The 19,341-nt window shown below is 67.1% G+C and carries 21 protein-coding genes; 7 read left to right on the top strand and 14 right to left on the bottom strand.

Features of this window, described 5'->3' with window-relative positions; all coding sequences use genetic code 11:
- Positions 1 to 40: 40 nt before the first annotated feature.
- From EJP67_RS07305 to sucC, 5 genes are all read right to left on the bottom strand, one after another.
- Positions 41 to 694, bottom strand: coding sequence for an FHA domain-containing protein (locus EJP67_RS07305; protein ID WP_126021038.1), 654 nt, complete (start codon positions 692 to 694; stop codon positions 41 to 43).
- A gap of 72 nt (positions 695 to 766) precedes the next feature.
- Positions 767 to 1,576 carry a Stp1/IreP family PP2C-type Ser/Thr phosphatase gene (locus EJP67_RS07300; RefSeq protein WP_126021037.1) on the bottom strand — a complete coding sequence of 270 codons (810 nt, stop codon included), beginning with the start codon at positions 1,574 to 1,576 and terminating at the stop codon, positions 767 to 769.
- A 28-nt stretch (positions 1,577 to 1,604) separates the two neighbouring features.
- Positions 1,605 to 2,291 carry a TerC family protein gene (locus tag EJP67_RS07295; protein ID WP_126021036.1) on the bottom strand — a complete coding sequence of 229 codons (687 nt, stop codon included), beginning with the start codon at positions 2,289 to 2,291 and terminating at the stop codon, positions 1,605 to 1,607.
- 120 nt (positions 2,292 to 2,411) lie between these two features.
- Positions 2,412 to 3,305, bottom strand: a complete 894-nt coding sequence (gene sucD / locus EJP67_RS07290; protein ID WP_126021035.1) for a succinate--CoA ligase subunit alpha — start codon at positions 3,303 to 3,305, stop codon at positions 2,412 to 2,414.
- Positions 3,306 to 3,315: 10 nt separating this feature from the next.
- Positions 3,316 to 4,482 (bottom strand): ADP-forming succinate--CoA ligase subunit beta, encoded by a 1,167-nt coding sequence (gene sucC, locus EJP67_RS07285; RefSeq protein ID WP_019653821.1) that lies wholly within the window; start codon positions 4,480 to 4,482, stop codon positions 3,316 to 3,318.
- 217 nt (positions 4,483 to 4,699) lie between these two features.
- On the opposite strand from sucC, the gene argC reads away from it, so the two are divergent.
- Entirely contained in the window at positions 4,700 to 5,623 is a 924-nt protein-coding gene (gene argC, locus EJP67_RS07280; RefSeq protein WP_126021034.1) for an N-acetyl-gamma-glutamyl-phosphate reductase, read from the top strand.
- A 31-nt stretch (positions 5,624 to 5,654) separates the two neighbouring features.
- Here the strand turns inward: argC and EJP67_RS07275 are convergent, their stop codons facing one another.
- Positions 5,655 to 6,398, bottom strand: coding sequence for a hypothetical protein (locus tag EJP67_RS07275; protein WP_126021033.1), 744 nt, complete (start codon positions 6,396 to 6,398; stop codon positions 5,655 to 5,657).
- A 141-nt stretch (positions 6,399 to 6,539) separates the two neighbouring features.
- Here EJP67_RS07275 and yiaA point away from each other — a divergent pair, with 141 nt between their 5' ends.
- A complete protein-coding gene (gene yiaA, locus EJP67_RS07270) occupies positions 6,540 to 6,980 on the top strand; it encodes an inner membrane protein YiaA (protein ID WP_126021032.1) in 441 nt (146 codons plus the stop codon).
- 7 nt (positions 6,981 to 6,987) lie between these two features.
- Here the strand turns inward: yiaA and EJP67_RS07265 are convergent, their stop codons facing one another.
- Together EJP67_RS07265 and EJP67_RS07260 are read right to left on the bottom strand one after the other, a co-directional pair.
- The gene (locus EJP67_RS07265) at positions 6,988 to 7,854 is read right to left on the bottom strand and encodes an IclR family transcriptional regulator (protein ID WP_126021031.1); all 867 of its coding nucleotides are present in this window, start codon (positions 7,852 to 7,854) and stop codon (positions 6,988 to 6,990) included.
- A 10-nt stretch (positions 7,855 to 7,864) separates the two neighbouring features.
- Positions 7,865 to 8,635 (bottom strand): SDR family oxidoreductase, encoded by a 771-nt coding sequence (locus tag EJP67_RS07260; RefSeq protein ID WP_126021030.1) that lies wholly within the window; start codon positions 8,633 to 8,635, stop codon positions 7,865 to 7,867.
- 229 nt (positions 8,636 to 8,864) lie between these two features.
- Here EJP67_RS07260 and EJP67_RS07255 point away from each other — a divergent pair, with 229 nt between their 5' ends.
- Positions 8,865 to 9,536, top strand: coding sequence for an RraA family protein (locus EJP67_RS07255; protein ID WP_126021029.1), 672 nt, complete (start codon positions 8,865 to 8,867; stop codon positions 9,534 to 9,536).
- Between the two features lie 33 nt (positions 9,537 to 9,569).
- Here the strand turns inward: EJP67_RS07255 and EJP67_RS07250 are convergent, their stop codons facing one another.
- From EJP67_RS07250 to recA, 3 genes are read right to left on the bottom strand one after another with little or no spacing between them, the layout of a single operon-like run.
- Positions 9,570 to 10,004, bottom strand: coding sequence for an SRPBCC family protein (locus tag EJP67_RS07250; protein WP_126021028.1), 435 nt, complete (start codon positions 10,002 to 10,004; stop codon positions 9,570 to 9,572).
- Positions 9,982 to 10,446, bottom strand: coding sequence for a recombination regulator RecX (recX, locus tag EJP67_RS07245; protein WP_126021027.1), 465 nt, complete (start codon positions 10,444 to 10,446; stop codon positions 9,982 to 9,984). The genes EJP67_RS07250 and recX overlap by 23 nt, the downstream gene beginning before the upstream one ends.
- Before the next feature lie 43 nt (positions 10,447 to 10,489).
- Positions 10,490 to 11,593: a recombinase RecA gene (recA, locus tag EJP67_RS07240; protein WP_126021026.1), complete on the bottom strand. Its 1,104-nt coding sequence runs from the start codon at positions 11,591 to 11,593 to the stop codon at positions 10,490 to 10,492.
- A gap of 146 nt (positions 11,594 to 11,739) precedes the next feature.
- On the opposite strand from recA, the gene EJP67_RS07235 reads away from it, so the two are divergent.
- The 3 genes from EJP67_RS07235 (at position 11,740) to EJP67_RS07225 (ending at position 14,467) form a co-directional block, all read left to right on the top strand.
- Complete coding sequence (locus EJP67_RS07235) at positions 11,740 to 12,225, top strand: MarR family winged helix-turn-helix transcriptional regulator (RefSeq protein ID WP_126021025.1); 486 nt, start codon at positions 11,740 to 11,742, stop codon at positions 12,223 to 12,225.
- Positions 12,226 to 12,297: 72 nt separating this feature from the next.
- Positions 12,298 to 12,969, top strand: a complete 672-nt coding sequence (locus EJP67_RS07230; protein WP_126021024.1) for a response regulator transcription factor — start codon at positions 12,298 to 12,300, stop codon at positions 12,967 to 12,969.
- A gap of 55 nt (positions 12,970 to 13,024) precedes the next feature.
- The gene (locus EJP67_RS07225; protein ID WP_126021023.1) at positions 13,025 to 14,467 is read left to right on the top strand and encodes a sensor histidine kinase; all 1,443 of its coding nucleotides are present in this window, start codon (positions 13,025 to 13,027) and stop codon (positions 14,465 to 14,467) included.
- Between the two features lie 18 nt (positions 14,468 to 14,485).
- Here the strand turns inward: EJP67_RS07225 and EJP67_RS07220 are convergent, their stop codons facing one another.
- Genes EJP67_RS07220 through EJP67_RS07210 form a run of 3 tightly spaced genes read right to left on the bottom strand, consistent with a single transcriptional unit; the run spans position 14,486 to position 16,211 of the window.
- Complete coding sequence (locus EJP67_RS07220) at positions 14,486 to 14,686, bottom strand: sporulation protein (protein WP_126021022.1); 201 nt, start codon at positions 14,684 to 14,686, stop codon at positions 14,486 to 14,488.
- Positions 14,687 to 14,694: 8 nt separating this feature from the next.
- Positions 14,695 to 15,510 carry a biotin--[acetyl-CoA-carboxylase] ligase gene (locus EJP67_RS07215; protein ID WP_126021021.1) on the bottom strand — a complete coding sequence of 272 codons (816 nt, stop codon included), beginning with the start codon at positions 15,508 to 15,510 and terminating at the stop codon, positions 14,695 to 14,697.
- Between the two features lie 2 nt (positions 15,511 to 15,512).
- On the bottom strand, positions 15,513 to 16,211 hold the full coding sequence (locus tag EJP67_RS07210) for an SET domain-containing protein (RefSeq protein WP_375792091.1): 699 nt from the start codon (positions 16,209 to 16,211) through the stop codon (positions 15,513 to 15,515).
- A 177-nt stretch (positions 16,212 to 16,388) separates the two neighbouring features.
- On the opposite strand from EJP67_RS07210, the gene EJP67_RS07205 reads away from it, so the two are divergent.
- Complete coding sequence (locus tag EJP67_RS07205; RefSeq protein ID WP_126021020.1) at positions 16,389 to 19,340, top strand: DNA topoisomerase III; 2,952 nt, start codon at positions 16,389 to 16,391, stop codon at positions 19,338 to 19,340.
- Position 19,341: the final 1 nt, after the last annotated feature.

The following is a 19,341-nucleotide window of genomic DNA, read 5'->3' as shown; positions in this document are numbered from 1 at the left end:
CGTGAAGGCGCGGCCGCGGCGAGCCAAGAGGGAAAGCGCCTCAGATGCGCACGAACTGCATGCGCGTGGCATCGCCCAGCTCGAGCACGTCGCGCTCCTGCAGCGCGACGGCCTCGGCCCCCAGCTGCAGGCCGTTGAGCGTGACGTTGCCTTCGACACCAGCCGCCACGTAGCCCTGGCGCCGGCGAGTGACCACCGCCACGGCAACGCCGGGCTTGCCGACGGTGGTGACCACCTTCTGCAAGCCCACGTCCTGCCCTTCGTTGGCGCCGGAGAGCACGCGCAGCACCGGAATGCCGAGCTCGACCAGCGCGCCGGATTCCGTGGGAGCCGAAGACAGCGGCATCGCGCCCGACGGGTATTCGCCCGAGGCGGTGCGGATCGAGCCGGCACCGGTGTCGAGGTTGCTGCGCGCGCGGAAATGGATGCGGCAGCCTCCGACCTCGATGACATCGTTGTCCTTGAGCGCCTGCCGCTGGACGGCGAGCGCGTTGACGTAGGTGCCGTTGGTGCTGTTGAGATCTTCAATTTCGACTTCGCCGCCAGTCATGTGCAGCACGGCGTGCTCGCCGCTGACCGCCAGATTGTCGATCACGATGTCGTTGTAGGCACGGCGTCCCAGCGTCGTGCGCTCCTTGGCGAGCGCAACCTGCCCGATGACAACGCCATCGACCGAAATGATCATCTTCGGCATTGCCGACTCCCCGAATCCAAAGCATGAATGACGACGGCAGGCAGGCCGCAGGGCCGCTGCCTGCGGAACCTGCTAGCTGCCCGAGCGCGGCGTTTCCGCAACGCTCGCGCTGGCCAGGACAACGGAGATGTTGTCCCGTCCGCCATTGTCATTGGCTGCCGCAACCAAAAGTGATGCTTTTTTCTGAAGCCCGACATCGTGTCCTAGAAGCGTGAAAAGCTGCTCATCCGAAACCATCTCGCTGAGCCCGTCGGAGCAAAGCATATAGAGATCGCCGGGTCTTGCGCTGTGTTCGTGCATTTCCAGCAAGACTTGGGCCTCCACGCCGACGGCGCGCGTGACGAGGTTGCGGGTGGGCGAATTCAGCGCCTCCTCGGCGGTGATGGCGCCGGCGTCGAGCTGCTGCTGGCGCAGGGAATGGTCGCGGGTGAGCAGTTCCAGCTTGCCGTTGCGCAGGCGATAGCAGCGCGAGTCGCCGATGTGGCCGACCACCACCCGCTGCGGCCGGAACGCCGCCAGCACCAGGGTCGTTCCCATGCCCTGCAGCTCGGGGTTGGTGGTGCCTTCATGCAGGATCGCGCCGTTGGCCTCGTCGGTGGCGGCCTGCAGCGCCCGCCGGACCACGCGGGCCGGTGCCTGCATGCCGGCGTGAGCGAACCAGCGCCCGAAGCTGCCGTGCAGCAGCGACACGGCCATGGCGCTGGCCACCTCGCCGCCCTTGTAGCCGCCCATGCCGTCGGCCAGCAGGGCCAGGCCGAGGGCGGGGTCGACGTGCACCGCGTCCTCGTTGTGGGAGCGCGTCCGCCCGACGTCTGTCAGGAAGGCGAATTCCCAGGTCAGCGGAGGGCGAGTGGAGAAAAGGGAGACGCCGACACTCGCCATGGTCTGTCAGCGCCGATCTCTCTTGGGCTCAGTGTTGTGCAGCGGCGTGCGCACGCCGTTGCAGGAGACGGCCGACGGCCACCACGAAAACGGCACCGGCAGCCGCGGCCGCGTAGTGCAGCCAGGGGTTGGCCGCCAGCGTGTCGCGCAGGATGGCGTCCTGCACGATGGTTTCGCCGCCGACCCAGCCGATCAGCGCGGCGCCCAGCATCACGATGATCGGGAAACGTTCCATGAGCTTGATCATGAGCGTGCTGCCGAAAATCACCAAGGGAATACTGATCGCCAGGCCAAGAATCAGCAACACCATGCTGCCTTGTGCCGCGGCCGCCACGGCGATCACGTTGTCCAGGCTCATCACCAGGTCGGCCAGCAGGATGGTGCGCACGGCGGCCATCATGCTGCCGTATTCCTTGGACTCGCCGTCGCCCTCGTCTTCCTCGCCCAGCAGCTGCAGGCCGATCCACAGCAGCAGCATGCCGCCGATGATCTGCAGGTAGGGCAGGGCGAGCAGCTTGGCCGCCACCACCGTGAGCACGATCCGCAGCACCACGGCCGCGCCCGAGCCGAAGAGCACGGCCTTTTTCTGTTGGGCGGGCGGCAGCGAGCGCGCCGCCATGGCGATCACCACCGCGTTGTCCCCCGACAGGATGATGTTGATCCAGATGATCTTGAGCAGACCTATCCAGAAATCTGTGCTTTGAAGAAATTCCATGTCTCTGATCCCACTGTGTTTTATTGAAAAAAGCGCCCGCAATCCAGTGCGGGCGCTTTTTTGTTTCTGCGTGGTCCTCTCATGACCCGGCTCTGCGGCCGGTGTCGCGGAGCCGTCTCTTTACAGCTTGGCCTTGAGCAGCTTGGCCAGTTCCGAGAAGTTGCGCGTCACGGTGAAGCCGCATTCTTCCATGATGGACAGCTTGGCCTCGGCCGTGTCGGCGCCGCCCGAGATCAGCGCGCCGGCGTGGCCCATGCGCTTGCCGGGAGGGGCGGTGACACCGGCGATGAAGCCGACGACCGGCTTCTTCATGTTGTCCTTGCACCAGCGGGCAGCGTCGGCCTCGTCGGGGCCGCCGATTTCGCCGATCATGATCACGGCGTCGGTGTCCGGATCGTCGTTGAAGGCCTTCATCACGTCGATGTGCTTCAGGCCGTTGATCGGGTCGCCGCCGATGCCGACAGCCGACGATTGGCCCAGGCCGATTTCCGTCAGCTGAGCCACTGCTTCGTAGGTCAGCGTGCCAGAGCGCGAGACCACGCCGATGCGGCCCTTGCGGTGGATGTGGCCGGGCATGATGCCGATCTTGATCTCGTCGGGCGTGATCAGGCCGGGGCAGTTGGGGCCCAGCAGCAGCGTCTTCTTGCCGCCGGCGGCTTCCTTGGCCTTCATCTTGTTGCGCACTTCGAGCATGTCGCGCACCGGAATGCCTTCGGTGATGCAGATCGCCATGTCGAGGTCGGCTTCCACCGCTTCCCAGATGGCGGCCGCGGCGCCTGCCGGCGGCACATAGATCACCGAGACGGTGGCGCCCGTCTGCTGGGCGGCTTCCTTGACCGAGCCGAAGATCGGGATGTTGAAGATCGACTCGCCGGCCTTCTTCGGGTTCACGCCGGCCACGAAGGCGTTCTTGCCGTTCGCGTATTCCTGGCACTTCTCGGTGTGGAACTGGCCGGTCTTGCCGGTGATGCCCTGCGTGATGACTTTGGTGTCTTTGTTGATGTAGATCGACATGACTTGTTCCTTAGGCCTTCTTGACTGCTGCCACGACCTTCTGGGCCGCTTCCGCCATGGTGTCGGCGCTGATGATCGGCAGGCCCGATTCGGCCAGCAGCTTCTTGCCTTCGACTTCGTTGGTGCCCTTCATGCGCACGACCAGCGGCACTTGCAGGTTCACGGCCTTGCAGGCTGCGATCACGCCGGTGGCGATGGTGTCGCACTTCATGATGCCGCCGAAGATGTTCACGAGGATGGCTTCCACGTTCTTGTTCTTCAGCATGATCTTGAAGGCTTCGGTGACCTTCTCGGGGGTGGCGCCGCCGCCCACGTCCAGGAAGTTGGCCGGCTCGCCGCCGAACAGCTTGATGGTGTCCATGGTGGCCATGGCCAGGCCGGCACCGTTCACCAGGCAGCCGATGTTGCCGTCCAGCGAGATGTAGGCGAGGTCGAACTTCGAGGCTTCCACTTCGGCCGCGTCTTCCTCGTCGAGGTCGCGCAGGGCAACGATCTCGGGGTGGCGGAACAGCGCGTTGCTGTCGAAGTTGAACTTGGCGTCCAGGGCGATGATGTTGCCCTTGCTGTCACGGTTGAGCGGGTTGATCTCGACCAGCGAGGCGTCCGTCTCCATGTAGCAGGTGTAGAGCTTCTTGAAGATGTCCACGGCCTGGGCGGTGGAGTCGGCCGGGATGCCGATGCCGTCGGCGATCTGCTTGGCCTGTTCGTCGGTCAGGCCCTGGGCCGGGTCGGCGAACACGGTGATGATCTTCTCGGGCGAGGAGTGGGCCACTTCCTCGATGTCCATGCCGCCTTCGCTCGAAGCGATGAAGGCCACCTTCTGGGTGGCGCGGTCGGTCACGGCCGAAACGTAGTATTCCTTCTGGATGTCGGCGCCGTCCTCGATGTACAGGCGGCGGACCTTCTGGCCTTCGGGGCCGGTCTGGTGGGTCTTGAGCTGCATGCCCAGGATCTCGCCGGCGAGCTTCTTGACGTCCTCGATGGACTTGGCGACCTTCACGCCGCCGCCCTTGCCGCGGCCACCCGCGTGGATCTGGGCCTTGACGACCCAGACCGGGCCTCCAAGCTTCTGGGCGGCTTCAACCGCCTCCTGGACCGTGTAGGCCGGGATGCCGCGCGGCACCGGCACGCCGAACTTAGCAAGGATTTCCTTGCCTTGGTACTCGTGAATCTTCATGAGGGATGTCTCTCGGAAGGAGGAAGTTGAGAAATCGGGAGATCTGGGCTGGAGAGGGTCTATGCTCTGTTGTCCGCGGGCGACGGCAGCCTGACGGCTGGGGGCGGCGAACAACCGCGGACTGTATCATGGTGCGCCGCACCAATACTGTGAGTGTGGTTGCGGGCAATACGTACCTACCGTACTTCTCTTTCAGCTACCCAGGGGCACTTCCACCATGGCCAAGGTTTTCATCGACGGCGAAGCCGGCACCACCGGCCTCCAGATCCGCGAACGTCTGCAGGCGATGCCGCAGGTCGAACTCGTGAGCATCGCCCCCGAGCTGCGAAAGGACACGGCCGCCAAGCGCGAACTGATGGCCGGCGTCGACCTGGTGGTTCTGTGCCTGCATGACGACGCCGCGCGCGAGTCGGTCGCGCTGATCGACCAGCTGCCCGGCGCCAAGCCCAAGATCATCGACGCCTCCACGGCGCACCGCATCGCCCCGGGCTGGGTTTTCGGCTTTCCCGAACTCACCGAAGGCCACTGGCAGGCCGTCGCCAAGGCCGAGCGCGTGGGCAACCCCGGCTGCTACGCCACCGGCGCTATCGCCATGGTGCGCCCGCTGGTCGACGCGGGCATCCTGCCGGCCGACTTCCCCATCTCGCTGCCTTCCGTGAGCGGCTACTCGGGCGGCGGCCGCACCATGATCGAGGCCTACGAGAAGGGCGAAGCCCCGGCCTTCGAGATCTACGCGCTGGGCCTGAAGCACAAGCACATCCCCGAAATCATGACCTACACCGGCCTCACGCGCCGGCCGGTCTTCATCCCGTCGGTGGGCAATTTCAAGCAGGGCATGCTGGTGCAGTTGCCGCTGCACCTCGACCTGCTGCCGAGCAAGCCCAAGGCCGGCGACCTGCAGGACGCGCTGGCCGCGCACTACGCGCGCAGCAACACGCCCGAGCAGTTCGTGAAGGTGCTGCCGCCTACCGAAGACGGCAAGCTCGAGGCGCTGGCGCTCAACGACACCAACAAGCTCGAGATCCGCGTGTTCCCGAACGAGGACCATCGCCATGCCGTGGTGATCGCCCGCCTCGACAACCTCGGCAAGGGCGCCAGCGGCGCCGCGGTGCAGAACCTGAAGCTGATGCTGGGGCTCTGAGCCCCACGCCTCGCACCGGCCTTCCGGCCGGTCAGCTCACCAGCCAGAGCCCCACGCCCAGCAGGGCCGCGTGCGCGCCCAGCGCGATGTACAGCGGCTTGCGCGAGGGCGCGGCCATGTCCTGAAGCGTCTCGTGGATGCGCCGCGTGAGCAGCGCGCGCAGTGCCGGGTCCTGCGGCGCCGAACCGCCCTCGCCCGCCACCAGTTCATTTCCGCTCTCCGCGCGGCTGCGCTGCCATTCGGCCAGCATCTCGCTCAGCGGCAGCCTGTCGATCACGAAAGCCACTACAGCCCGCACCGCCCTGCCTTCGCCCAGCACCGGGGCGAGCTGCTTGCTCAGCGCGTCGACCGACAACCAGTCGGCCACGCGATGCAAGGCGCCGTGCGCCTTCGGCATGGCCTCGATGCGGCTCGCAATCGCGCCGCCCAGCCGTTGCGACACAGCCTCGCCGCGTGCCGCCACCAGGTGCTGCATCGCACGAGCACGCCCTTGCTGCACACCCAGCGCCACGTAGACGACCACGAAGAACAGCAGCAGCAGCGCCACCAGCAGCGGCGGCGAAGTGACGAGAGCGAGCACTGCGCCGACTCCACCCGCGCGCGCGGCCACGTTGCCCGGCCCCTGCAGCTGGCTCAGGTAGAAGAAGAAAACACCGCCGCCCAGGAAGACGCCGAGCAGGCCGCCCTTGATCACTGAACCGGCGAAGGACAGCCCGGCCTTGGCACCGGTGCGCACGAGCGACTGCTGGGCCGCGGGGTCGGTCGACGACGACATATGGGAAGACTCCTCCATTGTTGTTGATGCTGACGGCCGCCTCGTGCGATCGCTTCTGCTGCGCAAACGCGGGCCCGGCGCGGATCATGCCACTGGCGCCGCTCCACCATAATCGCGCGCAAACCATACGAGGAGAATCCCATGGCCGTCAGATTCCAGAAACCGACCGCGGCATTCGTCGCCGCTTCCTGGGCTGCGCTTTTCATCGGCGCCGTCGTCTACCTGATCGGGCTGTGGAACGCCTCGATGCAGCTCAACGAGAAGGGCTACTACTTCACCGTGCTGATGTACGGCCTCTTCTCCGCCGTGTCGCTGCAGAAGACGGTGCGCGACCGCCTCGAAGGCATCTCCGTCACCGGCATCTACTACGGCCTGTGCTGGGTCTCGCTACTGCTGTCGGTGGCCCTGCTGGCCATCGGCCTCTTCAACGCCACGCTCGCTTCCAGCGAAAAAGGCTTCTACGCGATGGCCTTCCTGCTGAGCCTGTTCGGCGCGGTGGCGGTGCAGAAGAACGTGCGCGACATCGCCGCGCACAAGAGCGAGACGCCCTCCCCGCTCGACGAAGCTCCCGACCCGAACTGAGCCCCCGCTATTCGTTGTCGTTGTAGCCGCTGGCGCCCATCAGCGCCGAAAGGCGCGCGGCGATGTTGCCCACGATCTCGCGCACCTGCACGACGTCGGGCGCCGACTTCTGGTCGATGCGCTCGATGTAAGGCACGTTGATCGACGCGATCGCATGGTCGGCCGCGCCCATCACCGGAAACGCAATGTTGGTGATGCCGCGCGTCTGCTTGCTCGGCATGGCCGAGTAGCCGCGCTCGCGCACCTCCTGCAGGATGGAGAAGAGCTGGCCGGGGTCCATGTCGAGCTCGCCCTCCACGCCGATGTGGGCGCGCAGCATGCGGGCCCGGTCGATCTCGTCGCGAAAGGCCAGCAGCACGTGGCCCGAGGAAGTGTCGGTCAGCCCCATCACCACGCCCACCTTCAGCCCGAAGGACCAGCGCTCCGGGCTCTCGACCTGCGCGATGACCACCACGCGTCCGCCCTGGTACATGGCGAGGTGGCACGACTGCCGCGCCCGGTTGGCCAGCTCGCGCAGCAGCGGCAGCGCCGCGCTCACCAGGCTCTTGAGCGGCTGCTGGCGGTGCGCCAGCTCGAACATGCGCAGCGTGAGCGTGTAGCGGTCGTTCTCGTCGACCTGCACGAAGCCGCGGCGCTGCAGCGTCACCGCCATACGGAAGATCTCGCTGACCTTGCGCCCGACCTTCTGGGCGAGCTCGTTGAGCGTGTAGCCGGAGGGGCTGTCGGCCAGCGCCTCCAGGATGTCCAGCCCCTTCTCCAGGGCCGGTGCGGCGTAGCGCAGCGCGCCCTCGCCTTCCGTCACGGCCTCCTCGAGGCCGTCCTGCCCTTGCGGCCCTTGCTGCTCTTCTTCCGGCGCCGTTGCTGCTCGCTTCATCTTTCCCCGTTCAGTTCGACCATCCACCGTCGATCATATGGATCGCACCGGTGGTGAAGGCCGACTCGTCGGAAGCCAAATACACCACCAGCGCGGCGATCTCCTCCGGCTTGCCGACGCGCCCCAGCGGCTGGCGCGCCACGAAGGCGGCGCGCACCGCGGCCTCGTCGGTGCCGGCCTGCTCTGCCTGGGCCGCGATGCGGTCGCGCAGCGAGGGCGACTCGACAGTGCCCGGGCAGATGGCGTTGCAGCGCACGCCCTGCTGGATGAAGTCGGCCGCCACCGCCTTGGTCAGCCCGATGACCGCTGCCTTGGAGGCGCCGTAGACGAAGCGGTTGGGCACGCCCTTCACGCTGGAGGCAGCCGAGGCCATGTTGATGATCGAACCGCCGCGCTCCAGCATGGCGGGCAGGAAGGCGCGGATGGTGCGGTACATGGACTTCGCGTTGAGATCCATGCTGAAGTCCCAGTCCGCCTCCTCGCAGGCCAGGATGTTGCCGGCGTGTACGTAGCCGGCGCAGTTGAAGAGCACGTCCAGCCGCCCCGTGGCCTGGGCGAAGGCCTGCACCGCGGCGGTGTCGCGCACGTCGAGCGTGGCAGTCTTCAGGCTCGCCAGGCCCTCTTCGCGGGCCAGCTCGGCGAGCTCGGCCAGCGCCGCCGTGTCCACGTCGGTGGCCCACACGGTGCCGCCTTCGCGAGCCAGCGCCAGCGCGCTGGCGCGTCCGATGCCCTTGCCGGCTGCGGTAACGAGGATGTTCTTTCCTTGAACGCGTGAAGTCACTGGGAGGTCCTTTGGTTGGGAGTTGCTGCGTACATGTGAAATATGAATTTCACTAATGAAATCAAATATACGCGAGCCGGGTGCATCGCCGCCCCCGTCACAACCCCTATTCGCCGACTCCTGACTCAGTGGTTACCCGCGAACTCGCGCAAACCCCAGCCTTTACCAGTGGCCCGATCGTTAATCTCATTCGTGAAAAGTGTTTTTATAAAGAAAACAGGATTCACACATGGCCCAGACTCCCGACACGCCGCCGGCCTCCTTGCTCACCCGCCTGCGGGCCTGCTACACCGGCGTCCTTCATGACGTGATGCGCGCCGCAGGGCTGCGCGACTTCACGCTGCCGCCCACGCTGCGTCCGCTGATCCCCGGCCAGAAACTCTGCGGGCCGGCCTTCACGGTGAACGGCCGCGTCGACCCCGCGGCCGATCCGCACGAGACGCTGATGGCGTGGACCGGCTTTCTCTCGCGCGCCAGGCCGGGCCACATCGCGGTGATCCAGCCGAACGACTCGACCGTCTCGCACATGGGCGAACTCTCGGCCGAGACGCTGGGCCGCAAGGGCGTGCTGGGCGTGATCGCCGACGGCGGCGTGCGCGACGCCGAATTCATCATCCGGCAGGGCTTCCAGGTGTGGCACCGCTACTTCACGCCGCGCGACATCGTGGGCTACTGGCTGCCCGAGGCGATGGAGGTGCCGGTGCGCATCGGCGAGGTCACGGTGAACCCGGGCGACCTGCTGCTGGCCGACACCGATGGCGTGATCCGCCTGCCGCTCGCGCAGGCCGAGTCCATCATTGCCGAGGCCGAGCACATGATGGGCCGCGAGAACCTCGTGCGCACCGCCATCCTCGCGGGCACCGACCCGCAGGAGGCCTACCTGAAATACCGCAAGTTCTGAGCGCCGCCGGCCGCCGCGCCTGCGATCGGACAGTCAATCTGCCTCGAGCAGGTCGCGCAGGGTCCGCAGGTCGCGGGCGATCCACTGCGCGTCGCGCTCGAAGGCCGCGTCGTCCATGTGCGGCTGGCGCAGCAGCGTGAACTGCAGCTCGCAGGCATCCGGCGCGACGCCGATCACGCGCAACGGCAGGTAGACCTCGGGCACGCCTTCGGGCGCCACCCAGTGGTCGAGCACGCCGAAGTCATTGCGCGGCGCGAAGCGCATGCGGGCTTCGCCACTCTCGGGCGTGCGCACGATCCAGTGGTCGCCGTGCGGTACCAGCGCGCTTTTCGCGAGGCCACTGGCCCATTCGGGAAGCCGCCTCGGATCGGCCGCCAGCACATAGGCGCGGCGCCACTCGCAAGCGACGCGCTGCGTGATGACGCGGGACTGCGCCGCGCCCTCTTCACTGCTCTTGTGCTGCTTCATCGAAATCGCTCCTGAGCACCTTGGAGACGACGGCGCCGGAGAAGCCGCGCGCCATCAGGAATCGCATCTGCTTCGCGCGCTCCTTCGCATCGGCGGGCGGAGCGTCGAATCGGCGGCGCCAGACGGCCGTGGCGCGCTCGACCTCTGTTTCCTGCAGGCTGGCCACCGCCTCGGCGACGGCTTGGGGCGCGATGCCCCTGGCCTGCAGTTCCTGCCTCACCCGCAGCGCGCCCGAACTGGCCGCGCGCTGGTGCAGCACCGAAGCCACCACGCGCGGCTCGCTGATGAAGTCCTTGGCCTCCAGTTCATCGAGCGCCTTCGCCAGCGTGCCGGGCTCTTCCTCGTGCTTCGCCAGCTTGCGCTCCAGCTCTGCGCGCGAATGCTCGCGCTGGCTCAGCAGGCGCAGCGCGCGGCCTTTGAGGGATGGGGCGTCGAATGCCATGCGGGGTCGCCGGCGCGGCCCCGGAGAGCCGCGCCCTGACTGGTTACTCGCCCTTCTCTGCCTTGTCGGCCTTGGCCGCCTTCTGCGGCTTCTCGGCGACGTCGTCGGCATCGGCGGCCAGCAGCGGCACGCCCAGCGACTCGCGCACCTTGTTCTCGATCTCGCGCGACAGCGAGGGGTTCTCGCGCAGGAACTCGCGGGCGTTGTCGCGGCCCTGGCCGATCTTCTCGCCGTTGTAGGCGTACCAGGCGCCCGACTTGTCGATGATCTTGGCGTTCACGCCCATGTCGATGATCTCGCCCTCGCGGCTGATACCCTCGCCGAACAGGATGTCGAACTCGGCCGTCTTGAAGGGAGGCGAGACCTTGTTCTTCACCACCTTCACCTTGGTTTCGTTGCCGATGGCCTCGTCGCCCTTCTTGATGGTGCCGATGCGGCGGATGTCCAGGCGCACCGAGGCGTAGAACTTCAGCGCGTTGCCGCCGGTGGTGGTTTCGGGCGAGCCGAACATCACGCCGATCTTCATGCGGATCTGGTTGATGAAGATGACCATGCAGTTGGTCTTCTTGATCGTGGCGGTGAGCTTGCGCAGCGCCTGGCTCATCAGGCGGGCCTGAAGGCCGGGCAGCGAGTCGCCCATCTCGCCTTCGATTTCGGCCTTGGGCGTGAGCGCGGCGACCGAGTCGACCACGATCAGGTCGACGGCGCCGGAGCGCACCAGCGAATCGACGATCTCGAGCGCCTGCTCGCCGGTGTCGGGCTGGCTGATCAGCAGGTCCGACAGGTTCACGCCGAGCTTCTGGGCGTATTGCACGTCGAGGGCGTGTTCGGCGTCGACGAAGGCGCAGGTGCCGGCCTGCTTCTGCATGGCGGCGATGACCTGCAGCGTGAGGGTGGTCTTGCCCGAGGATTCAGGGCCGTAGATTTCGACGACGCGGCCGCGCGGCAGGCCGCCGACGCCCAGGGCGATGTCCAGGCCCAGCGAGCCGGTGGAGACCACCTGGATGTCTTCCAGCACCTCGCCCTCGCCCAGCCGCATGATGGTGCCCTTGCCGAACTGCTTTTCGATCTGGGCCAGCGCGGCCTGCAGGGCCTTGGCCTTCTCGCTGTTGGCGCCGATGTTCGAACCCTTGACTGCTGCGTCCATGTGAAAAACTCCTTGAAGATCAATGGCTTGTGTGTGACACCATCCATCTGCGTTTAACTACAGGCTGGATGCTTGAACAGTAGTGTAGGGGCTGATTCCTCGACGTAAACCTGTTTTTTGGTCAGTTTGCTTTACCATTCGGCGCCATGGCCGAAGCCCCCTTTCCCGCCGACCAGGACGCCTGGCGCCAGACCCACCTGGGCCGCCTGCTGGGCCACGCCATGCGCCGCTTCGACGAGCGCGTGCTGGAACTGATGGCGCACGACGTCGAAGTGCCGCTGGCCCTGTCGAACCTCGCGGCGCGCGCGCAGGTGAGCGCGGCGCACATCCACATCACGCGGCACCTGTCGCGCGAGGGCTCGCGCCTCACCGAACTGGCCGAGCGCGCCGGCATGACCAAGCAGGCGATGGGCGCACTGGTCGACCAGTGCGAGGCCTGGGGACTGGTCACGCGCGGGCCCGATCCGCTGGACGCGCGGGCGCGGCGCGTGCTCTTCACCGCCGACGGGCTCGCCTGGTTGGACGCCTTCCGCGGCGCGGTGACGCAGGCCGAGAAGGAGTTCAGGAGCAGCGTGGGCGACGAGATCGCCACCGTGGTAACCATCGGACTCGAAGCCTATACGGCGGGCTAGACTCCTGCGAAGAGACAACCGTGAACGGCGCCCCGAGGACGCCCGACACCTGAAACAGGCCGGAGGTGACGCATGCGGATTCTGATTGCCGAAGACGACCAGGTGCTGGCCGATGCCCTGCTGCGCAGCCTGCGCACCTCGGGCGCGGCGGTCGACCACGTGGCCAACGGCTCGCAGGCCGACACCGCGCTCATGACCCATGACGAATTCGACCTGCTGATCCTCGACCTCGGGCTGCCCAGCCTGCACGGCATCGAGATCCTCAAGCGGCTGCGCGCGCGCGGCTCGCAGCTGCCGGTGCTGGTGCTCACCGCCGCCGACAGCGTGGAGGAGCGCGTCAAGGGCCTCGACCACGGCGCCGACGACTACATGGCCAAGCCCTTCAGCCTGCAGGAGCTCGAGGCACGCGTGCGCGCCCTCACGCGGCGCGGCATGGGCGCCACCAGCAACACCATCCGCCACGGCCCGCTGGTGTACGACCAGGCCGGCCGCGTGGCCACCATCGACGGCAAGATGATCGAACTCTCGGCGCGCGAACTCGGCCTGCTCGAAGTGCTGCTGCAGCGCGCCGGCCGGCTGGTGAGCAAGGACCAGCTGGTCGACCGGCTGTGCGAATGGGGCGAGGAGGTGAGCCTCAACGCCATCGAGGTCTACATCCACCGGCTGCGCAAGAAGATCGAGAAGGGCCCGGTGCGCATCGCGACGGTGCGCGGGCTGGGCTACTGCCTCGAAAAGATCCAGTGACGACCACACGGCAGCCGCCACGCGCGGGCGGCGGCACGCCGGAGGAATCGGCGCGATGAAGTTGTTCCAGCGCGCGCAGCGCTCCCTGTTCGGCGAGATCCTCGACTGGATGCTCACGCCGCTGCTGCTGCTGGTGCCGGTGAGCATCGGCGTCACCTGGCTGGTGGCGCAGGGCATCGCCAACGCGCCCTACGACCGCGCGCTGGAGCACAACGTGAAGGCGCTGGCCGAGCTGGTGACGGTGAAGGAGGGACACGCGCAGTTCGTGCTCTCGCAGTCGGCGCGCGAGATCCTGCGCGCCGACGAGACCGGCCACGTCTACTACCAGCTGCTCGACGGTTACGACAACCTGCTCAGCGGCGAGCGCGACATCCCGCAGCCCGGCCTCGACGAGCCGCTGCCGCCCGGCCAGGTCTTCCTGCACAACAGCGACGTGCACGGCCAGCCGGTGCGCGTGGCCTCGATGTGGATCGCCAGCGGCACCGACGACGTGCCGCCCACGCTGCTGCAGCTGGCCGAGACGCGCGAGAAGCAGTCGGTGCTGGCGGCCGAGATCATCAAGGGCGTGCTGCTGCCGCAGTTCGCCATCCTGCCGCTGGCGGTGCTGCTGATCTGGCTGGCGCTGGTGCGCGGCATCAAGCCGCTGTCGGTGGTGGAGGCGCGCATCCGCGAGCGCCGCCCGGGCGACCTGAGCCCGCTGGACGAATCCTCGGTGCCGCTGGAAGTGGTGCCGCTGGTGTCCTCGGTGAACGAGCTGCTGGACAAGCTCAACGACTCCATCGGCACCCAGAAGCGCTTCCTGGCCGACGCGGCGCACCAGTTGAAGACGCCGCTGGCGGGGCTTCGCATGCAGGCCGACCTGGCGCAGCGCGAGGGCGCCAACGCCGACGAGCTGAAGCAGTCGCTCAAGCAGATCGGCCGCGCGAGCAAGCGCGCCACGCACACGGTGAACCAGCTGCTGTCGCTGGCGCGCGCCGAGGGCAACAGCGCCAACGCGCATCACCAGCCCTGCGACCTCGCGAAGCTGACCATCGAGGTGGTGCGCGAGGCGGTGCCGCGCGCCATCGAGAAGCGCATCGACCTGGGCTACGACGGCGTCGAGCCCGGCGCGCCGGGCGTGGTGTTCGACGGCAACGCCACGCTGCTGAAGGAGCTGGTGCGCAACCTGGTCGACAACGCCATCAACTACACGCCCTCGACGCCCGAGCGCCCCGGCCTGATCACCGTGCGCGTGCTGGCCGACCCCTTCGGCCACGTGCTGCTGCTGCAGGTGGAGGACAACGGCCCCGGCATCGCCGAGGCCGACCGCGAACTGGTGTTCGAGCCCTTCTACCGCGTGCTCGGCAACGAGGCCGACGGCTCGGGGCTGGGCCTGCCGATCGTGCTGGAGATCGCGAACCAGCACCGCGCGCAGGTGAAGCTGGAAGACGCGCATCCCGGCAAGCAGCCGCCGGGCGCGCTCTTCACGGTGCGATTCGAAGGCGAGCAGCCGTCCTGAGACGGCAGCGGGAGTTCGTCAGGGCGCCGGCGCGGCGGCCTTCGGCGCTTCCTTGCGGATCTGCAGCCACTCGGGGTGGATCTGCCGCGCCATGCGCTGCGGCTCGCGCTCCGCGAGGCTGGCCGGCGCAAGCCCGAAGCCCGCGAGATCGCCGCGCGCCCAGAGGAAGTAGCCGGCATTGGCCAGCAACAGGACGACGAGGAGCAGGCGCAGCTTCATCGTGACAGTCAGAAAGACATGCCGCGAGGGCGCACGCTCACTTCATCGCTGGAAATGAGCTGCAGGCCGGCGTCGGTGCGCACCTGCAGTTCGCCGCCCCAGGCCACGCCCTCGCACAGGCCTGCGGTGCCGTCGCTGAGCGCCACCTCGCGCCCGCGCAGCACGTCGCGCGCGGCAAAACGTTCGGCGAAAGGAGCAAAGCCGCGGGCCTCGAAGTCGAGCACCGTCCGCACCAGAGGCTCGGCCAGTTCGGCCAGCACCTCGGGAGCACTGGCTCCGGGACGCCACTGGTGCAGCCATGCCGGCGGCGTGCGCATGCCGTCGCCCTCGCGCGCGCCGATGTTGATGCCGATGCCGATCACCACATAGCGCGACGCATCCGGGCCGCCGTCGGAGGGCAGGGCGGTTTCGATGAGGATGCCGACCAGCTTGCGGTCGTCGACCCACACGTCGTTGGGCCACTTGAGGCCGATCTTGTGCGCGCCCGAGGGGTCGAGCCCCTCGGCCACCGCCACGCCGACGGCCAGCGACAGGCCCGACCAGTCGGCGGGTGCGAGCGGCATGCCCAGCGAGAAGGTCAGCGAGACAGCCGCATCCTGCTGCGCACCGCTCTGCCAGGGGCGCCCGAGCCGGCCGCGCCCGGCCGTCTGGCGCTCGGCCACGAGCAGCACGGGCTCGACGCGGCCGGCGCGCGCGCGGCGCATCAGCTCGGTGTTGGTGGAATCTATTTCCGCCACCGCCTCGACCGCGAAGCCGGGCACCAGCGGCGCGACCGACGCGGCGATCCGGTCCTGGAACCAGTCGGCGGTGCTGCTGTTGCTCATGGTCAGTCCTTTGCGGACTTGTCTTTCTTCGCGGATTTCTTTTCCGCTTTCGCCTCAGCCTTCTTTTCGGCCTTTTTGGCTTCCTTTTTCTTCGCTTCTTTTTTCTCGGCCTTTTTCTTTTCGGCTTTTTTCTTTGCCTTCTTCTTCTTTTTCTTTTCCTCGTCCTCATCCTTGGGTGTCAGCAGCGTGCCGCGGCACTGCTCCGAGCCGCACCAGCAGGGAAATTCGGAAAGCAGCTTGGGCGTGTACGGCTCGTCGATGATCAGGCCGTAGTCGTAGTTGAGCTCCTCGCCGGCGGCGATGTTGCGCAGCGCCTTGATATAAACGCGCCCATCGACTTCGTCGGCTTCGCAGTTCGGCTCGCACGAGTGGTTGATCCATCGTGCATCGTTGCCCTTGACGTTGCCGTCGATCACGCGGCCGTCGTCGATGTGGAAGTAGAAAGTGTGGTTCGGCTGGGTCGGGTCGTGCGGATGGCGGCGCAGCGCCTCCTTCCAGCTGATGACTTCGCCCTTGTATTCGATCAGCGTCTCGCCTTCGGCCAGGTCCTGCACGGCGAACACGCCGTTGCCGTGGACATCGGAGCGCCGCATCTGGATGCGGCGGCCGCCGGAACGATCCTTGCCGGGCTGCGCGTCCGCCTCGGGGAGCGCGGTGGCCTGCGTATCACGACCGGCCGGAAGTGGGGATTTGGAAGGCATCGCCGAAGTCTGTTAGTTTGAATATGCACACACATGCGCGTGTGCGCGTGCGCACGCGGAAGCCGCAGATTGTATGTGGCCCCCACGCTCCTGCACTGCGTGTCGTCGCTGCCCCCCGAGGGGGCCGCAGGCCGCCTTGGGGCGGCCCGGCGCCGGCCTGAATTTTTTTAGGAACTGTTGATGAAGACGTTGGTAATCGCAGAAAAGCCGTCGGTGGCGCAGGACATCGTCCGCGCTCTCACGCCGGTCGCAGGGAAATTCGACAAACACGACGAGCATTTCGAGAACGACAGCTATGTCGTGACCAGCGCGGTCGGTCACCTGGTCGAAATCCAGGCGCCCGAGGAATTCGACGTCAAGCGCGGCAAGTGGAGCTTCGCCAACCTGCCGGTGATTCCGCCGCACTTCGACCTGAAGCCCGTCGACAAGACCAAGACGCGCCTGAACGCGGTGGTCAAGCAGGCCAAGCGCAAGGACGTGACGCAGCTCATCAACGCATGCGACGCGGGGCGCGAGGGCGAGCTGATCTTCCGCCTGATCGAGCAGTACGCGGGCGGCAAGTCGGGGCTGAACAAGCCGGTCAAGCGCCTCTGGCTGCAGTCGATGACGCCGCAGGCCATCCGCGAGGGCTTCGACGCGCTGCGCACCGAGAAGCAGATGCAGGGCCTGGCCGATGCCGCGCGCTCGCGCTCGGAGGCCGACTGGCTGGTGGGCATCAACGGCACGCGTGCCATGACCGCCTTCAATTCGCGCGACGGCGGCTTCTTCCTCACAACCGTGGGGCGCGTGCAGACGCCTACGCTGTCGGTGGTGGTGGAGCGCGAGGAGCAGATCCGCAAGTTCGTCTCGCGCGACTACTGGGAAATCCACGGCACCTTCGCGGCCGAGGCCGGCGAGTACCCGGGCAAGTGGTTCAACCCCGACTGGAAGAAGGCGAACGCACCGCTCTTGCCCAACGGCGAGCCCGACCCCGAGCAGCGCGCCGACCGCGTCTGGAACGAGCAGGAAGCCCGCGCCATCGCCGACGCCGCGCGCGGCAAGCCGGCCACCGTCACCGAAGAGAGCAAGCCCACCACGCAGGCCTCGCCGCTGCTGTTCGACCTGACCTCGCTGCAGCGCGAGGCCAACAGCCGCTTCGGCTTCAGCGCCAAGACCACGCTGGCGCTGGCGCAGAGCCTGTACGAGCGCCACAAGGCGCTGACCTACCCGCGTACCGATTCGCGCGCGCTGCCCGAGGACTACCTGCCGGTGGTCAAGCAGACCATGGGCATGCTGGCCAACAGCGGCATGAAGCACCTTGCGCCCTTCGCCCAGCAGGCGGTGGACGGCAACTACGTGAAGCCCAACAAGCGCATCTTCGACAACGCGAAGGTGTCGGACCACTTCGCCATCATCCCGACGCTGCAGGCGCCCAGCGGCCTGAGCGAGGCCGAACAGAAGCTCTACGACTTCGTCGTGCGGCGCTTTCTCTCGGTGTTCTTCCCGAGCGCCGAATACCAGGTCACCACGCGCATCAGCACGGTGGAGCAGGGCGGCAAAAAGTACCCGTTCCGCACCGACGGCAAGGTGCTGGTGAAGCCGGGCTGGCTCGCCATCTACGGCAAGGAAGCGCAGGACGACGAGAAGGAAGACGACAAGGACGGCAAGCGCCTCGTGCCGGTGAAGCCGGGCGAGATCGTGAAGGCCGAGTCGGTCGACACCAAGGGCCTGAAGACGCGCCCGCCGGCACGCTACTCCGAAGCCACGCTGCTGGGCGCCATGGAAGGCGCGGGCAAGACCATCGACGACGACGAGCTGCGCGAGGCCATGCAGGAGAAGGGCCTTGGCACGCCGGCCACGCGCGCGGCCACCATCGAAGGACTGATCGCCGAGAAGTACATCCTGCGCGAGGGCCGCGAGCTGATCCCGACGGCCAAGGCCTTCCAGCTCATGACGCTGCTGCGCGGCCTGGGCGTGGAGGAACTCTCCAAGGCCGAGCTGACCGGCGAGTGGGAATACAAGCTCGCGCAGATGGAGAAGGGCGCGCTCAGCCGCGACGCCTTCATGCGCGAGATCGCCGAGATGACGCAGCACATCGTCAAGAAGGCCAAGGAATACGACCGCGACACCGTGCCGGGCGACTACGCCACGCTGCGCACGCCATGCCCCAACTGCGGCGGCGTCGTGAAGGAAAACTACCGCCGCTATGCCTGCAACGGCAAGAGCGGCACGGGCGAGGACGCCTGCGGCTTCTCGTTCGGCAAGTCGCCGGCCGGTCGCACTTTCGAAGTGGAAGAGGCCGAGGCGCTGCTGCGCGACAAGCACATCGGCCCGCTGGAGGGCTTCCGCTCCAAGGCCGGCTGGCCGTTCACCTCCGAGATCGTCATCAAGTTCGACGAGGAGGCGAAGAACTGGAAGCTGGAGTTCGACTTCGGCGACGACAAGAACGAGGAAAGCGGCGAGATCGTCGACTTCAGCGAGCAGGACACCGTCGGCCCCTGCCCGGTGTGCGGCGCGCCGGTGTTCGAGCACGGCAGCAACTACGTCTGCGAGAAGTCGGTGCCCACCAATTCGCAGCCTACGCCGAGCTGCACCTTCAAGACCGGCAAGATCATCCTGCAGCAGCCCGTGGAGCGCGCGCAGATGGAGAAGCTGCTGGCCACCGGCAAGACCGACCTGCTCGACAAGTTCGTGAGCATGCGCACGCGCCGCCCCTTCAAGGCATTCCTGACCTGGAACGCGGAAGAGGGCAAGGTGACCTTCGAGTTCGCGCCGCGCGAGGGGGGCAGCAAGTTCCCGCCGCGCAAGACCTTCGCCGGCAAGACCGCCGCCGCCAAGAAGACGGCAGCGGCGAAGAAGACGCCCGCGGCCAAGAAGGCACCGGCCGCGAAGAAGGCCGCCGCGCCGCGCAAGACCGGCGCGGGCCTCAAGCCCAGCGACGCACTCGCGGCGGTGATCGGCAACGAGCCGGTCGCGCGCACCGAGGTCGTGAAGAAGCTCTGGGACTACATCAAGGCCAACGGCCTGCAGGACGCCAAGGACAAGCGCTCGATCAACGCCGACGCCAAGCTCAAGCCGGTGTTCGGCAAGGACCAGGTGACGATGTTCGAGCTCGCGGGCATCGTGGGCAAGCACCTCTCGGCGCCCTGAG

The organism is Variovorax guangxiensis (assembly GCF_003952165.1).
Taxonomy (GTDB): Bacteria; Pseudomonadota; Gammaproteobacteria; order Burkholderiales; family Burkholderiaceae_C; genus Variovorax; species Variovorax guangxiensis.
The sequence above is the reverse complement of the archived record's forward strand: the minus strand, read 5'-3'. Positions and strand labels throughout refer to the sequence as shown.

Excerpts from the sequence above, each read along its gene's own strand:
- EJP67_RS07305 (WP_126021038.1), bottom strand. The coding sequence starts at position 694 with ATGCCGAAGATGATCATTTCGGTCGATGGCGTTGTCATCGGGCAGGTT.
- EJP67_RS07300 (WP_126021037.1), bottom strand. The coding sequence starts at position 1,576 with ATGGCGAGTGTCGGCGTCTCCCTTTTCTCCACTCGCCCTCCGCTGACC.
- EJP67_RS07295 (WP_126021036.1), bottom strand. The coding sequence starts at position 2,291 with ATGGAATTTCTTCAAAGCACAGATTTCTGGATAGGTCTGCTCAAGATC.
- sucD (WP_126021035.1), bottom strand. The coding sequence starts at position 3,305 with ATGTCGATCTACATCAACAAAGACACCAAAGTCATCACGCAGGGCATC.
- sucC (WP_019653821.1), bottom strand. The coding sequence starts at position 4,482 with ATGAAGATTCACGAGTACCAAGGCAAGGAAATCCTTGCTAAGTTCGGC.
- argC (WP_126021034.1), top strand. The coding sequence starts at position 4,700 with ATGGCCAAGGTTTTCATCGACGGCGAAGCCGGCACCACCGGCCTCCAG.
- EJP67_RS07275 (WP_126021033.1), bottom strand. The coding sequence starts at position 6,398 with ATGTCGTCGTCGACCGACCCCGCGGCCCAGCAGTCGCTCGTGCGCACC.
- yiaA (WP_126021032.1), top strand. The coding sequence starts at position 6,540 with ATGGCCGTCAGATTCCAGAAACCGACCGCGGCATTCGTCGCCGCTTCC.
- EJP67_RS07265 (WP_126021031.1), bottom strand. The coding sequence starts at position 7,854 with ATGAAGCGAGCAGCAACGGCGCCGGAAGAAGAGCAGCAAGGGCCGCAA.
- EJP67_RS07255 (WP_126021029.1), top strand. The coding sequence starts at position 8,865 with ATGGCCCAGACTCCCGACACGCCGCCGGCCTCCTTGCTCACCCGCCTG.
- EJP67_RS07250 (WP_126021028.1), bottom strand. The coding sequence starts at position 10,004 with ATGAAGCAGCACAAGAGCAGTGAAGAGGGCGCGGCGCAGTCCCGCGTC.
- recX (WP_126021027.1), bottom strand. The coding sequence starts at position 10,446 with ATGGCATTCGACGCCCCATCCCTCAAAGGCCGCGCGCTGCGCCTGCTG.
- recA (WP_126021026.1), bottom strand. The coding sequence starts at position 11,593 with ATGGACGCAGCAGTCAAGGGTTCGAACATCGGCGCCAACAGCGAGAAG.
- EJP67_RS07235 (WP_126021025.1), top strand. The coding sequence starts at position 11,740 with ATGGCCGAAGCCCCCTTTCCCGCCGACCAGGACGCCTGGCGCCAGACC.
- EJP67_RS07230 (WP_126021024.1), top strand. The coding sequence starts at position 12,298 with ATGCGGATTCTGATTGCCGAAGACGACCAGGTGCTGGCCGATGCCCTG.
- EJP67_RS07225 (WP_126021023.1), top strand. The coding sequence starts at position 13,025 with ATGAAGTTGTTCCAGCGCGCGCAGCGCTCCCTGTTCGGCGAGATCCTC.
- EJP67_RS07220 (WP_126021022.1), bottom strand. The coding sequence starts at position 14,686 with ATGAAGCTGCGCCTGCTCCTCGTCGTCCTGTTGCTGGCCAATGCCGGC.
- EJP67_RS07215 (WP_126021021.1), bottom strand. The coding sequence starts at position 15,510 with ATGAGCAACAGCAGCACCGCCGACTGGTTCCAGGACCGGATCGCCGCG.
- EJP67_RS07210 (WP_375792091.1), bottom strand. The coding sequence starts at position 16,211 with ATGCCTTCCAAATCCCCACTTCCGGCCGGTCGTGATACGCAGGCCACC.